This window comes from Microvirga arvi (assembly GCF_016892765.1).
Classification (GTDB): Bacteria; Pseudomonadota; Alphaproteobacteria; order Rhizobiales; family Beijerinckiaceae; genus Microvirga; species Microvirga arvi.
The window spans coordinates 1-13495 of the sequence record NZ_JAFEMD010000091.1 but is presented as its reverse complement, the minus strand read 5'-3'; the positions used below and the strand labels follow the sequence as shown (position 1 = coordinate 13495).

Below are 13495 nucleotides of genomic sequence, written 5' to 3'. Positions count from 1 at the left end.
ACCCGCCATGAATCATCGACGCGCTGATTTGGGAATCTACCTACCCGTTGCTCAACCCAATCCGTCCACATGGCCTAGGTAAGGAGTTTAAGTACTTCCGCGAAACGTGGATGACGGCGGATCGGATCGAGATCAGAGTCGTGTTTCACCCAGCTCTTTCTCTCCTGGGTGGCGCTCGGAAGGAGGTCCACCAGCAAGTCGATTGCTCGTTCATGCTCACCCACGAGAGAGCAGACGCAGGCCACATTGTACTTTGTGAGTCCATCATCAGGATCGATAACTAGAGCACGTTCCGCCCATTCCTTAGCCCGATCAAGCTCGCCAAGAACGGCCAGACCCACAGCTCCCAAATAGGCGGGTCTCGGGTTTCCTGGATGCAACAGGAGTTCGCGCTCGGCGCACGCAACACCTTCTCGCGCCGCCTCCTGCATTTCCTGCTCACGCCCAAGAGATCGGTAGATCCCAGTGAGCACAAGCAAAGCCTGATAATCGTCAGGCTTGAGCTCTGCCGCACGCTGAAAAAGCCGGGCGGCTTCCTCAAGCTTCCCTTGAGCAAAGCAGGCGCGAGCGTAGAAATAATGCGCTTCGAACAGATTAGGGTCAAATGCGATTGCCTGATCGAACTCTGCGACTGCCTCCGGATACCGCTCGCGCAGCGAGAGCGCCAAGCCACGCGACGCATGCGCTTCAGCAAGGCCGCATTCCAGATCCAGCGCCTTGGCGCTCGCCGCTAGAATGCTGTCGGTCGAGACATCGGCGTTATAGTGCAGAAAGAGGAAGGAATCGCAGTCGGCCAATCCGGCATACGCCCGCGCATACAGCGGATCGAGCTCGATTGCCTTAGCGAACATGCGCTTTGCCAGAACGTAGTAAGATTTTGAATGCCGATGCAGGAACTGTCGACCTCTCAGATAGTATCCATATGCCTCCATATTCTCAGTCGGCACCCGGCTGATAATTTCCTTCTCCTCCGGCAGCAGCTTGATCCTCAGCTGCTCAATGATGGAATGGGTAATCTCGTCTTGAATGGTAAAGATGTCAGTGAGATCGCGGTCGTAGCGGTCGGCCCACAAGTGACCGCCGTCTCTGCCATCGACAAGTTGTGCGGAGACGCGCACGCGCGAGCCGACCTTTCGAACACTTCCTTCCAAGATGAAGGTGACCCTGAGATCCTGGCTCAGCTGCTGCGCCTTTACGGGTTTGCCCTTGTAGGTAAAGGATGTGTTGCGGGCGACAACGAACAGGCCGGAGATCTTCGACAGGTCAGTAATAAGGTCCTCGGTAATCCCGTCGCCAAAATACTCTTGCTCGGGGTCACCGCTCATATTGTTGAAGGGGAGGACCACGATGGACGGCTTCTCAATACTCCAAGTTTTCTGTGAGCCTACATCCAACCGGCTCGCCACGAGCGCTGAGGGAATGTCGAGCAGGACGCTATAAGCGCGCACTGGCCTATCGATATTCTTGAGCCTTTGCTCGCCGATGTCTTCAAACCGAAGATCGAGCCGGTTGCCGACATTGTCCCGCACAGCTCCAGAGACTATGATCCCGCCCGGCTCGGCAATGCCCTCGAGCCGCGCCGCCACATTGACCCCGTCCCCGTAGATATCGTCGCCCTCGACAATTACGTCGCCGAGGTTGATGCCGATGCGAAGCTCCATCCGGCGATCTCGCGGCAACCCGGCATTACGCTCCCGCATGCCGTGTTGGATCGCAGCCGCGCAAGCAACCGCATTCACAACGCTCGGGAACTCCGCCAGGAAACCGTCACCGATGAGCTTGACGGTACGGCCCTCATGCCCAATGATTGTGGCGTCGATCAGTTCGCTGCGATGAGCTTTCCAGGCTGTGTGAGTGCCTGTTTCATCCAAATCCATGAGGCGGCTATAGGTCACTACATCTGCTGCGAGGATGGCGGCCAACCGTCTGCGCACGATGGGATTGCCCATGTGACTACCAGTCTGTGCGTCTTGCCACGCTCGCGGGTTGCTCAAATCTAGCCCACTCTCAGCATACTCCAGCGGTTCATGGATGTCTTATCTTAGATGAGGCCACGCTTTATGCGGCAACGTCACTGACTGGCATCTGTCCAGCTCGCCGGGCCGGGAGATCGTTCACGACAAGAGCGAGAAGAATTGCATTCAGGAGGGTGACCAAGCGCGTCACCCTCTCGCGGCGAATTAGCCGAGCTTTGGCACCCTCAATCCTGTGGCGCTGCTCACCCAAATCGTGGGTTCGCCCTGCATGGCTTCTCCTTGGAACTGAGTCAGTTTATCTGCCTGGCGCTAATGGGAAGAATATCATGCAATCTTGCACAATTGCCTTTAGAGAAACGGACAGAGTTGCGTTCGAGCGCCTTTAGAAGCCTCCGTCAGCACATCCTAACGTGAGACACTAGCAAACCAAGCTAAGCCGCCGTTTTGCCAAGTCTAATAGGGGTACGGATTTTACGGCAACTGAGATGGACTTGGAGAACCGCTGAGGCCAGAGCCGTCCAAGAGGTCGTGCTGCGCAGAAGGCAAATGCTCCTCGACTAGCTAGAGTCAGCTCTGGGTCAAAGTGTAACGTTGGACGAATTAAATGAAGGTCAGCTTGTCGCGCCTTTACAGAAATTCGGCTTACTTCCGCCTCGTGCCAAAACCTGAGCTTCAACAAATCAAAAGCGTAGCTAACGTCAGGCTATGGCGGCCGGAGAATGAGTTACATTCTCCGGTTCAAGGCTACCTCGGAAAGTGGGACCACCCAACCCGGCCCAGCGCCTGCCCCGGTGAGTGGGACATCAATGAGGCAGACCACGCCCGTGGCCGCATAGCGCACCTTATTCTCGCTCCGACCCAATACGATTGAGATGCTTTAGAATGAGAGGGACACAATTTCCCCAAATCCACGGCTGGTTTGTCGTATGTCCCACGTTCGCTCTTCCTTATCTTCCTCCATAAGAGATTGTGCTTAGATCTACTTGGGTATCGCCAAAGGCGGCACTGAGCCGCCTTTGGCGATCGTTGTTGTGAAGAACTCAGATGACGAGGATGTCCAGGTGGGAGAGAGCAAGCCCCTTCTTGACCTGGGCGAACTCGATCGCCTTGCCCTTGCCCGAGCCGTCGGCATCGTAGGACAGCACACCCGCCTTCTTGTTGTAGACGATGTAGTCGTCCTTATCGTTGGCCTCGGTGCCGGTCACGAAGAAGTCCTTCTTCAGCGTGCCGGTCTTCTTCAGCTTCGTGAAGATCTTGTTCTCCAGCTGGATCGTGTCGTCCTTCATCGAAAAGTCGGAGATGGTGTCGAAGTTCACCTTGCGATCGGTCGTGGAGGTCCCGAGCTTGGAATCGAACACGAAACTGTCTTTGCCTCTGTCGCCCAACAGCAGATCATTGCCGTAGCCGCCATAGAGCTTGTCATCACCAGACGCACCATAAAGCTTGTCCTGGCCATCCAAGCCCTTGAGGGTGTCCTTGCCCACGCTGCCCTTCAGGGTGTTGGCCCCGTTAGACCCGGAAATGCTGTAGGACCCCTTGCTGGAAGCGCCAGCGAGCCTGAGTTCCTCCACCTCGGCACCAGCATTGAGCTGATAGGTGCCAGTGAAGATGACGGTGTCATAGCCACCACCGGCAACCTCGATCACTCGATCGCTGCCGCTGACGTAGTAGGTATCATTGCCGTCCGAACCTGCCAGCACGGATGCGCCGGTGCCGGTGAGCGTATCGGCATGAGCCGATCCGATGAGACCCTCGATGGAAATCCAGGTATCCCCCGCGCTATTGCCGGGCCCTGCCGTCACACCTGATGTGGAACTGGCAAAGGACACAAAGTCGAAGCCCTCACCGCCGTCGAGCAAGTCTCCCCCTGCACCGCCGTCGAGGATATCGTCTCCCGCTCCACCCCGCAGCACGTCGGCACCGGCCCCGCCTAGAAGATGGTCGCTGTACTTCGATCCGATCATCTGTTCGACAGAGGTATAGGTATCACCGGCTGCGTCTCCGGCCCAGCCTCCGGTCATGGAGGCTGCAACGCCCGCTCCGGCATGGGCGAAAGTCACTGTATCGAAGCCCTCGCCGCCCGAGATCGCATCGGCACCGGCACCGGCTTCAATCTGGTCGTTTCCGGCCCCGCCGTCGAATGTATCGCCGAGACCTGTGCCGACCCAATCGTCATTGAACGTTGTTCCGGTCAGCAAGATAGCCGCCTCACGTGGATCGAGGATCTGCGCACGGATCGTGGGCCCTCCATCGTGCCACCAGCTCACAACGACTCGGCCATCCACGAGCGTCGAGACCCTTGGCATCTGATCGTGAGCCCACGCATCCGGAGCGTGAACGGTGAAAGTGCCACCGTCCTTGATGCCGTCTGCCGTAAAAACCTGGCTCTTGATCTCCGAGTCGTTCGTCTCTTCGAGAACGAAGTTCGCCCAAGTGACCATGAAGCGCCCATCCCTGAGAGCGGTCACGACAGGGTCTACCAACACATTCTCCGGAGGGCTGATGTTGAAGGCCTCGGTGCGGGCTGAGCCATCCTCCTCGAACACCCGGGCCCAGACGGCAAAGTCGTGAGCACCTGTGCTCTCATCCTGGATCTTCCAGGTCACCACGAAACCACCATCGGCCAGCTTCGTGATGTCCGGAGTGATCTGAACCACGTTGGCAACGTCGGTATAAGGCGCGCCGATATCCCCCAGCTCCTCGATCTTATTGCCATCGGCATCGACGATCCTTGCAAGCAGGTTGATCTCGTTGGTGATGGTTCCCTGGGACCAGACAACAACGAGGTTGCCGTTGTCGAGCGCCTGAACGACAGGCTGCACGTCACTGTAGTTAGAAGAGGAGTCGATCAGCTTTGGCTCAACGACTTGGCTGCCCTGGCTGTCATAACGTACGAACCGCACTCCGGCGACATTCACGCCTGGTGCCTCGGACGCCATGTAGTCGCGCCAGGTGATCGCGAACCCACCATCTTCGAGTGCCGTGACGCCCGGCTGATGAAAAGCGTGAGTTGGCGGAACATTCACATTGACCTTGAACGCCTCGCTACTCGCCGTGCCATCAATGTTGAAGACTTGGCCAAAGACATCAGCCCTGTGGCCAGGGGCACTACCGGTGTTATCGTCGTACTTAGGATCGCTCTGATCCGTCCAGACAGCAACGAAGCGGCCATCCGCAAGCGATGCGATGTTCGGGTGCATTTGCTCGCCGTACGCAGTGCCCCCAATCGTGAATCGGCTGCCATGCGGCGATCCGTCGGCATTGAGGATCTGAGCGCGGATTTCCTGCGCATAGTTATCGATCCAAGCCACCACGAAGCGGCCATCGGCCAGCGCCGTGATTTGCGGCTCGTCGTTATCTCCCAAGCCACTGACGTAAATGTCTGTGCCCCAACGTTGAGGAGTTCCCATTGTCATTATTCCTGAATGTGATTCGGTTGCCGTAGGTTTATAACGGTACTATGAAGAAATGCTTTATCGTTAAAGCGCTTCTTCGCGGATAGACTTACTTTCCTGACGGCGTGTTGCATGTGCGCTACGTCACCTTGGCCGTATAGTTTGCACCAGGAGGGTCCTTTCCATGCGAAAGGGTCACTCAGTCATGCCTCGGGTGAAGCAAACAGTTACCGAACTGATCAGGGAACGGCCTGTTGCGTAGGAACCGTCAAGCACCGCAAAGGGCCAGGCACGGTAGTTCCCTTGCCCTTCAGGAATGTCCGGTATTCGCTGCCAGAGCTGACACTCGGGTTACTTCACAGAAGTGCCAAAACACGACCTTCCCAATCGAACGATAGGTCGCGGGACGATCCTCAACAGATTGCTGTACGCGACACCTTACGTGGGCTCAATCGGGTCCGTGATGCGTAAGGCCTAGTCGTAAAATCCAACCGATTACGGACCCGCGATGCAACTTAGTTGCATTTCATCTGCTAAGCCGGAACCTTATCCTAGACCCTTCGCAAATCCACCGAAGCATTCTGCGCTTGACCAGATGAGCTTGGTATGTATTCTGGTCTGACCAAGGTAAGATGAATGACCGCTGATCTGGAAATCACGCGGCTTAGGGAGAGTGGCGGCAAGGGGTTCGAGAAGGTCTTCGCCTTCTTGCGCGAGCGTTTGCTTGCGGGCTCGTTGCGACCGGGTGACCGGCTTATCCCTGAACGCGATCTCGCTGCGCAGCTCGGTGTGAGCCGACCAATCCTGCGCGAGGCGCTGCGCGCCCTGACGGTCCTCGGCGTCGTAGAAATCCGCGATCGGGTCGGAACAATCGTTCGCCGCCCGGACCCGTCCGTTCTCAACGACTTCTTCACCTTCGCCTTCGCCCAGCAGTCTGACGTCGTCGACGACGTGATGCAGGCGCGCATCGCGATTGAATGCCAAGCCGTCCGGCTTGCCGCCGAGCGGGCCACCGTGTCCGATTTCGAGAGGTTGCAGCAGGCGCTCGCACGCATCGTCGATACGATCGATGATCCCGACGGCGGCAGCGCGGCCGATTTCGACTTTCACCGCGCCGTCGTGAACGCAGGCAAGTCCGAGACGCTGATCGTACTGCACAACTCGCTGTCCGGTATTCTGATGCGCTCCCATCGCGGTCGCCGGGAGCTTCTTCAGGTGTTCGACTCCATGAAAACCTACCTGATCGAGGATCACCGCCGGATCTTTGACGCTATCGTCGGCCGAGACCCGGAGCATGCGGAGAGGGTCCTGCGAGAGCATTTCGCGATCGGCGACGATTTCCGTAGACGCGCCGCGATCGGCGAATCCGACGCCCGGAGCGCCTCATGACACTTGACCAAGAACAGGAAGACGCGATGCGACGGAACGATCAGAACGCGACGGTCGGCTTTGTCGGCCTGGGGACGATGGGGCGCGAGATGGCGCTCAACCTGCTCAAGGCCGGATTTGCAGTCTGCGCCTATGACGTGCGCAAGGAGGCCATCGACGACCTCGTTACCCAAGGTGCCACCCGCGCTGAGAGTCCGGCCGATACGGCCCGAGACGCGGACATCGTCATTTCCATGCTCCCCGACACGCCGCAGGTCGAGGAGATCGTCTATGGCAAAGGCGGCCTTTTAGCGTCGCCGCCACGCGGCCGTCTCCTCGTCGACATGAGCACGATCTCTCCTGTCGCTGTCCGGCGCATGCATGCCGATCTCAAGGCCGGCGGCGTGGAATTCCTCGATGCGCCCGTGTCCGGGGGCCCGGTCGGCGCCAAGAATGCCTCGCTTTCGATCATGGTCGGAGGCGACCGAGACGCCTTCCTGCGTGCGGAGCCGTATTTCCGGGCCATGGGCACGACGATCACCCATGTGGGTGAGGCCGGGGCCGGCCAAACAGTCAAACTCTGCAACCAGCTCGTCTGCGGCATCAACCTCCAGGCCATCTGCGAGGCGCTTGCGCTTGGCCGCGCCTCCGGCGTGGACCTCGAACAGCTCCGCAATGTGCTCCTGGGCGGCTCGGCCGCCTCCTGGATGCTCGACAAGCTGGGGCCAGCGATGATCGCCGGGGATGCATCCGCCGGCTTCCGCATCGACTTGATGCTCAAGGACCTTCGCCTCGTGCAGGAGCAGGCTCTCTCGCTGTCGGTTCCGCTGCCGGGCACGGCGCTGGTCACCAGCCAGTATGTCGAGGCGCGCGCCCATGGTGAAGGCACGAACGGCAACCAGGCTCTGTTCCGGGTCTACGACCGGATGACGAACCAGGCTGCAACCTAGTGCTGGATCACCTACGATGAACCTTAACCTGGATTTCGCCGCAATCCTCGAGCGATGGCCAGCCTTTTTGGACGGGGCGGTGCTCACCCTCCAGCTCGCCTTCATCGCGACCGTGCTGGGTACTGTCATCGGCGTCCTTGGTGCCATCGGCAGACGCAGCAGCCATCCGGTCGTTGCGCGGATCTGCGGCATCTATGTCGAGGCGATCCGCAACACGCCGCTTCTGGTCCAGATCTTCCTCGTCTATTTCGGCCTCGCCAGCCTGGGGTTGAAGTTCTCCGCCTTCACGGTCGCCGCAGCGGCGCTCACCATCAATGTCGGCGCATACACGACCGAGATCATCCGCGCAGGCTTCGACGCTATTCCCCGCGGTCAGATCGAGGCCGCCGAAGGTCTGGCATTGTCGCGCGCCCAGATCTACTGGCATGTGGTCATGTTGCCGGCGATCGAGAAGGTCTACCCGTCGCTGACGAGCCAGTTCGTGCTGCTGATGCTGGCCTCGTCCGTGACATCCCAGATTTCGGCCGAGGAGCTGACGGCGGTTGCAAATTACATTCAGTCCGACACCTACCGCGCGTTTGAGACCTATATCCTGGTCGCGATCGTCTACATCATCCTGTCGCTGGTCATGCGGGCCGGGTTCTGGCTTCTCGGTCTCGTGATCTTCCCGCGTCGTCGACGCCTCGGCACCCCTTTGTGAGGAGGAGAAGATGGGCGGTTCCCTCAATGCCAATCACCTGATGTTCCTCGGATACGGCGCGCTGTGGACCATCGGCCTGTCGCTCATCGGCCTTCTCGGCGGTGGCATCGCCGGTTTCATCGTCGCCCTCTGCCGCATCTCGCCGAGTCGGATCGTCAGGCTTCTCAGCGCCGGCTATGTTCAACTCATCCAGGGCACGCCGCTGCTCGTCATCATGTTCCTGACCTACTTCGGGCTGCCGGCGCTTGGCGTGACTGTCTCTCCCCTGATGGCCGCAGGCGCCTCGCTCACGATCTTCGTCAGTGCCTATCTCGGAGAGATTTGGCGCGGCTGCTTCGAGTCCGTTCCGAAGCCGCAATGGGAGGCTGCGGAGGGGCTCGCTCTCAGCCGGTCCCAGCGGATGATGAAGGTCATCCTTCCGCAAGCCATTCGGATCGCGACGCCTCCGACCGTGGGCTTCATGGTGCAGATCATCAAGAACACCTCGTTGGCCTCGGTGGTCGGCTTCGTGGAACTCGCGCGGTCCGGGCAGATCATCAATAACTCACTGTTCGAGCCATTCCTGATCTACACCATCATCGCCGTCATCTACTTCGCCCTCTGCTATCCGCTCTCGCGCTTTAGTCACCGATTGGAAATGCGGGGCGGCCCGGCCCGCATCGAACTTGAGGCTGCCTGACATGCACAAGATCACCAGAACAGATGCCGCTTCATCGGTCGTCGGCCTTTCGGACGTGCACAAGAGCTTCGGAGCGCTCAAGGTACTCAACGGCGTCAGCTTCGAGGTCAATCGCGGCGAGGTTCTCGTCCTCATCGGGCGCAGCGGCTCGGGCAAGAGCACCGCTCTTCGCTGCATCGACCGCTTCGAGACCATCGACAGCGGCGAGATCGTCGTGTGCGGCCATCGCGTCAGCGACCCGAAGCTCGACCTAAGAGCGCTACGTCAGGACGTCGGCATCGTCTTCCAGAGCTACAATCTGTTTCCTCACCTGACTATTGAGGAGAATATCACCCTCGCCCCCTGTTCCGTGAAGGGCATCTCGAAGGCTCAGGCGAAGGAGCAGGCTCGCCGGGTCCTTGCCCAGGTGGGCCTGGAAGACAAGCTCCACCAATATCCCGAACAACTCTCCGGCGGACAGCAGCAGCGCGCGGCAATCGCCCGCTCGCTCGCCATGCAGCCCAAGGTGATGCTGTTCGACGAAGTGACCTCGGCCCTCGACCCGGAACTGACCGGCGAGGTTCTGAAGGTCATTGAGGCGCTCGCTGCGGATGGCATGACCATGGTGATGGTCACGCACGAGATGGGATTTGCCAAAGGAATCGCCAACCGGGTGGTGTTCATGCATCACGGCAAGGTCCACGAGACAGGACCTGCCGCGATCCTGACATCGCCCGCAACTCCGGAACTCGCCCAGTTCGTTGGCGCAGGGCTTTGAACGACAACCAAGACTTAGGGAGACGACCACGATGATGAAGCGCCCGCTATCCGCTGCCGCAGTGGCAATGACCTGCATGGTGGCACTCGGCACCACAGCCGCGCATGCCGACCTCCTCGACGACATCATGAAGGCCAAGAAAATTCGCATCGCGACCGACCTGGCAATCCCGCCGTCCGGCATGATGGACGCCAATCTCAAGCCGACGGGATCGGACGTGGAAACGGCCCAACTTCTCGCCAAGGATCTTGGGCTGGAGCTCGAGTTCATCCAGACCACCGGCGCGACGCGGATCCCGAACGTCCAGACCAACAAGGCTGATATCATCATCTCGACCCTCTCGGTAACGCCTGAGCGCGCAAAGGTGATTGATTTCACTAAGGCCTATGCGGCCTTGCAGTCCGTTGTTGGCTGCCTGAAGACCGTTGAGGCAAAGGGCTGGGACGACCTGAAGGGCAAGACGATCGCCGTCTCCCGTGGCACGACGCAGGATACCGAACTAACGAACATGAAGGATCGCAACCTCACCCTCGCCCGCTTCGACGACGATGCCACGATGGTGACGGCTGCCGTCTCGGGTCAGGCCGACTGCGTCGCGACGTCCGCAACGATCGTGAACCAGATTGGCGTCAAGAACCCAGCCCGTGCGTTCGAACCAAAGGTGCTCATCCGCACTTTCGACCTTGCCATCGGTGTGCGCAAGGGTGAGCCGCGCTTGGTCGAGAAGCTCAATGAATGGATTTCGACCAATCTGAAGAACGGCAAGCTGAACGAGATCTACAAGAAATTCCATGGCAGCGAGCTGCCGCAGGAAATGCGGAGCTGAGCCAGGGAGACATCGGGTGGCGCTGAGCGCCACCCGACCTGCAACCATGAAGGAAAGGTTATCAAATGCGCGTCGTAATCGGGTCGGATCATGCGGGATGGCCCCTCAAAAATGCGGTGGTTGAACACGTTCGCTCGCTCGGCCATGAGGTCATCGATGTAGGCTCCTTCGATGATAAGCCCGTCGATTTTCCGGACATCGCCCGCGCATTGACCGAGAAGGTCAAGTCCGGCGAGGCCGAGCGCGGTATTATGGTCTGCGGCACCGGCGTCGGTGCGTCGATCGCAGCCAACAAGGTCAAGGGCATTCGCGCCGCCGTCTGCCACGACATCCACTCAGCGCATCAGTCGGTTGAGCATGACGACGTCAACGTGATGTGCATCGGCGCCAAGATCGTCGGGTCTTGGCTCGCACAGGATCTCGTTGAGTCCTACCTAACGGCGGAATTCTCCACCGACGAGGACTGCCGTCGCCGCGTGGAAATGCTTCACGCCATGGATGCCGAAGGCTGAGTCCAAATAGATTCGACAGCAGGCGCGTGTGACATGATCCTTGTCTTCGGTTCCATCAACATCGATCTGGTCGCCCGCGTGGCCGCGATTCCACGGCCCGGCGAGACCGTCCTCTCGTCGCGTTACGAGACCTTGTTCGGCGGGAAGGGCGCGAATCAAGCGGTCGCCGCCGCACGCGTATCGTCGCCGCAACAAGTGGCAATCGTGGCCTGCGTCGGCAACGACGCCTTCGGCCGATCGGCACGCGACAACCTCGCTCGCAACGGTGTCATGGCTGATCTCGTCGCGAATAGTGCCGAGCCGACCGGATGCGCCTTCATCACCGTCGACGAGCGCGGTGAGAACGCGATCACAGTCGCCAGCGGGGCGAATGCCTCGCTGACCGAAGCAGCGGTCCATGGTTTTGCCGTGGATGCCGCGACGGTCGCGGTGTTCCAGATGGAGGTCCCTTTCGCTGCCTCCCTTGGCGTTGCCCTTCATGTGCGAGCGGCGGGTGGGCGCGTCATCTGGAACCTTGCACCCGCTCCGCCGTCATTCTCGGCTGGTGACCTCTCCAATCTCCTCGGCACTACGGATATTTTCGTTGTCAACGAGCACGAGGCGATTGCGGCGGCAGCACTCCTTAGCTGCAAGTACGACGATTTCAGGGATGCCGGGACCTATCTATCGGAGAAGGGCTGCCTTTGCGTCGTCACCGCGGGCGCGCGCGGGGCGTTTGCCTTTCACCCAGACGGGCACAGCGAGAGGGTTGAAGCGGAGCTGATCCAGCCTATTGATACCACCGGAGCCGGAGACACCTTCGTCGGTGTCCTGGCCAATGGACTTGATGAAGCCATGCCCTTCACGAGCGCTCTTCGACGGGCTGTCCGTGGGGCATCCTTGGCTTGCCTCGCTCCGGGCGCGCAGGCCGGCATGCCAACGCGCGAGCAACTCGGAACAACCCGCGCTGGCTAGGTGAAAAGGCACAGCCGGAGCGGAGGCGAGAGGTTCTAACAGTCCCTACACTTAATCTGAACGGCAGCCTCACCAGCGCCCCGTTGGAGTTCCATCGAGGAGTCCCTAAGAGCAATGCGACATTGTCGTCATCGGGAAGGTCCGGAACGGGTCACGTCCTGCCCTTCAGCGTGGCTGTGTAAAGGTCTGCATTCCCTTAGGCTCCGGACATTCCGCTTAGGTCAGCCCCGTGCCAGAAGGCGACCTCTGATCGAGGCATGTCTCTCGCTCTCAGCAACCTGTGAGCTGATCAGCAGGGTGTCCGGAGAATTGAACTGATCGAGAGCCAGCAGCCTCCTTCTTGCTGGATTGTTCTGGCATGACAGCCCGCATGAAGCTCGGATGCAACAAGCGGGTTTGAGCCGTGTCCGAAGAACTCAATTCAGGCCTCAGCATCCTCGAACTCGCCAAGTGGCTTGTTGGGCCAGCTCGCGTGGCGCTCACTCCAACTAGCATTGTGGCACAGCACTGTGAGAGATTGGTCGCTGCTGGCACCCCTCTCTGGCGAGTTCGGGTCGGGCAGCGCCTCCTCAATCCTCTCATTAGCGCCTGGGGGGTCATCTGGGTGCGCGGGTCGGGAGCCGAAGAGTACACCGTTCCCCGCAGCGTACTGGCAACAGGCTCATACACCGGGAGCCCGTTCGAACATGTCGTCAAGACCCGGACCAGCTTCCGGCGCTCGCTCCTCCATCTCAATCCGGGACACGATCACCCTGTGCTGTTTGAGCTAGCGGCGGCGGGGAGCAAAGATTACTTGGCCATTCCGATCATCTACGGGGATGGATCAGTTCAGGGAGCGTCCTTTACAACCGATGACCTCAGGGGCTTCAGCCAGCACCATATAGCTCTTATCGAGGAGTTGAGCCCCTTCCTCGCAGCGGCACTGGAGCCGGCTGCCATGCGCCGCTCGACGGAGAGCCTTCTTCAAACCTATCTCGGAGATGGTCCCGCCAAGCGGGTCACGGCGGGTGCAATTCGGCAGGGCGACTGCTTTGAATTGGAAGCCGCCGTCCTTCTGACCGACCTGAGAGGGTACACAGGCTCCTCCGAACGACTCTCCCCCGAGCAGCTCCTGGAACATCTTGACCGCTATTTTGGAACTGTTGTCGCAGCCGTTCGCGAACATGGTGGCGATGTGCTGAAGTTCGTTGGAGACGGCGTATTATCGATCTTTCCTGTCGACGAGGGTGGCCGGAGAGAGGCCAGTCGTAGGGCCTACCAAGCCCTTTACGCCGCCCTCATGAAGGCGGCTCAGGTCGAGGTGTCGGCCGAACTGAGAAACTGCCCCCCTGACGAAACGAAGACCTGACCCCTCCTTGGCAAAGGAGGAATAGATGTC

At 59.6% G+C, this 13495-nt stretch carries 11 protein-coding genes; 9 read left to right on the top strand and 2 right to left on the bottom strand.

Annotation, left to right across the window (positions count from 1 at the left end; genetic code table 11):
• Positions 1–74: 74 nt before the first annotated feature.
• Complete coding sequence (locus ILT44_RS28070; protein WP_204242909.1) at positions 75–1949, bottom strand: adenylate/guanylate cyclase domain-containing protein; 1875 nt, start codon at positions 1947–1949, stop codon at positions 75–77.
• 1067 nt (positions 1950–3016) lie between these two features.
• Positions 3017–5386: a calcium-binding protein gene (locus ILT44_RS28065; protein WP_204242908.1), complete on the bottom strand. Its 2370-nt coding sequence runs from the start codon at positions 5384–5386 to the stop codon at positions 3017–3019.
• 621 nt (positions 5387–6007) lie between these two features.
• On the opposite strand from ILT44_RS28065, the gene ILT44_RS28060 reads away from it, so the two are divergent.
• The 9 genes from ILT44_RS28060 (at position 6008) to ILT44_RS28020 (ending at position 13465) form a co-directional block, all read left to right on the top strand.
• On the top strand, positions 6008–6760 hold the full coding sequence (locus ILT44_RS28060) for a FadR/GntR family transcriptional regulator (protein ID WP_204242907.1): 753 nt from the start codon (positions 6008–6010) through the stop codon (positions 6758–6760).
• Positions 6757–7689, top strand: coding sequence for an NAD(P)-dependent oxidoreductase (locus ILT44_RS28055; protein WP_204242906.1), 933 nt, complete (start codon positions 6757–6759; stop codon positions 7687–7689). The genes ILT44_RS28060 and ILT44_RS28055 overlap by 4 nt, the downstream gene beginning before the upstream one ends.
• Positions 7690–7705: 16 nt before the next feature.
• Positions 7706–8389, top strand: coding sequence for an amino acid ABC transporter permease (locus ILT44_RS28050; RefSeq protein WP_204242905.1), 684 nt, complete (start codon positions 7706–7708; stop codon positions 8387–8389).
• A 10-nt stretch (positions 8390–8399) separates the two neighbouring features.
• Positions 8400–9068, top strand: coding sequence for an amino acid ABC transporter permease (locus ILT44_RS28045; protein WP_204242904.1), 669 nt, complete (start codon positions 8400–8402; stop codon positions 9066–9068).
• A gap of 1 nt (position 9069) precedes the next feature.
• On the top strand, positions 9070–9825 hold the full coding sequence (locus tag ILT44_RS28040) for an amino acid ABC transporter ATP-binding protein (RefSeq protein WP_204242903.1): 756 nt from the start codon (positions 9070–9072) through the stop codon (positions 9823–9825).
• Positions 9826–9859: 34 nt separating this feature from the next.
• Entirely contained in the window at positions 9860–10651 is a 792-nt protein-coding gene (locus ILT44_RS28035) for a transporter substrate-binding domain-containing protein (protein WP_372441272.1), read from the top strand.
• 65 nt (positions 10652–10716) lie between these two features.
• A complete protein-coding gene (gene rpiB / locus ILT44_RS28030) occupies positions 10717–11163 on the top strand; it encodes a ribose 5-phosphate isomerase B (protein WP_201864359.1) in 447 nt (148 codons plus the stop codon).
• A gap of 33 nt (positions 11164–11196) precedes the next feature.
• Positions 11197–12117, top strand: coding sequence for a ribokinase (locus ILT44_RS28025; protein WP_204242901.1), 921 nt, complete (start codon positions 11197–11199; stop codon positions 12115–12117).
• A 403-nt stretch (positions 12118–12520) separates the two neighbouring features.
• Entirely contained in the window at positions 12521–13465 is a 945-nt protein-coding gene (locus ILT44_RS28020; protein WP_204242900.1) for an adenylate/guanylate cyclase domain-containing protein, read from the top strand.
• Positions 13466–13495: the final 30 nt, after the last annotated feature.

What these genes read in the sequence shown, in the direction of transcription:
- ILT44_RS28060 (WP_204242907.1), top strand. Translation starts at nt 6,008, where the DNA reads ATGACCGCTGATCTGGAAATCACGCGGCTTAGGGAGAGTGGCGGCAAG.
- ILT44_RS28050 (WP_204242905.1), top strand. Translation starts at nt 7,706, where the DNA reads ATGAACCTTAACCTGGATTTCGCCGCAATCCTCGAGCGATGGCCAGCC.
- ILT44_RS28070 (WP_204242909.1), bottom strand. Translation starts at nt 1,949, where the DNA reads ATGGGCAATCCCATCGTGCGCAGACGGTTGGCCGCCATCCTCGCAGCA.
- ILT44_RS28055 (WP_204242906.1), top strand. Translation starts at nt 6,757, where the DNA reads ATGACACTTGACCAAGAACAGGAAGACGCGATGCGACGGAACGATCAG.
- ILT44_RS28035 (WP_372441272.1), top strand. Translation starts at nt 9,860, where the DNA reads ATGAAGCGCCCGCTATCCGCTGCCGCAGTGGCAATGACCTGCATGGTG.
- rpiB (WP_201864359.1), top strand. Translation starts at nt 10,717, where the DNA reads ATGCGCGTCGTAATCGGGTCGGATCATGCGGGATGGCCCCTCAAAAAT.
- ILT44_RS28045 (WP_204242904.1), top strand. Translation starts at nt 8,400, where the DNA reads ATGGGCGGTTCCCTCAATGCCAATCACCTGATGTTCCTCGGATACGGC.
- ILT44_RS28040 (WP_204242903.1), top strand. Translation starts at nt 9,070, where the DNA reads ATGCACAAGATCACCAGAACAGATGCCGCTTCATCGGTCGTCGGCCTT.
- ILT44_RS28065 (WP_204242908.1), bottom strand. Translation starts at nt 5,386, where the DNA reads ATGGGAACTCCTCAACGTTGGGGCACAGACATTTACGTCAGTGGCTTG.
- ILT44_RS28025 (WP_204242901.1), top strand. Translation starts at nt 11,197, where the DNA reads ATGATCCTTGTCTTCGGTTCCATCAACATCGATCTGGTCGCCCGCGTG.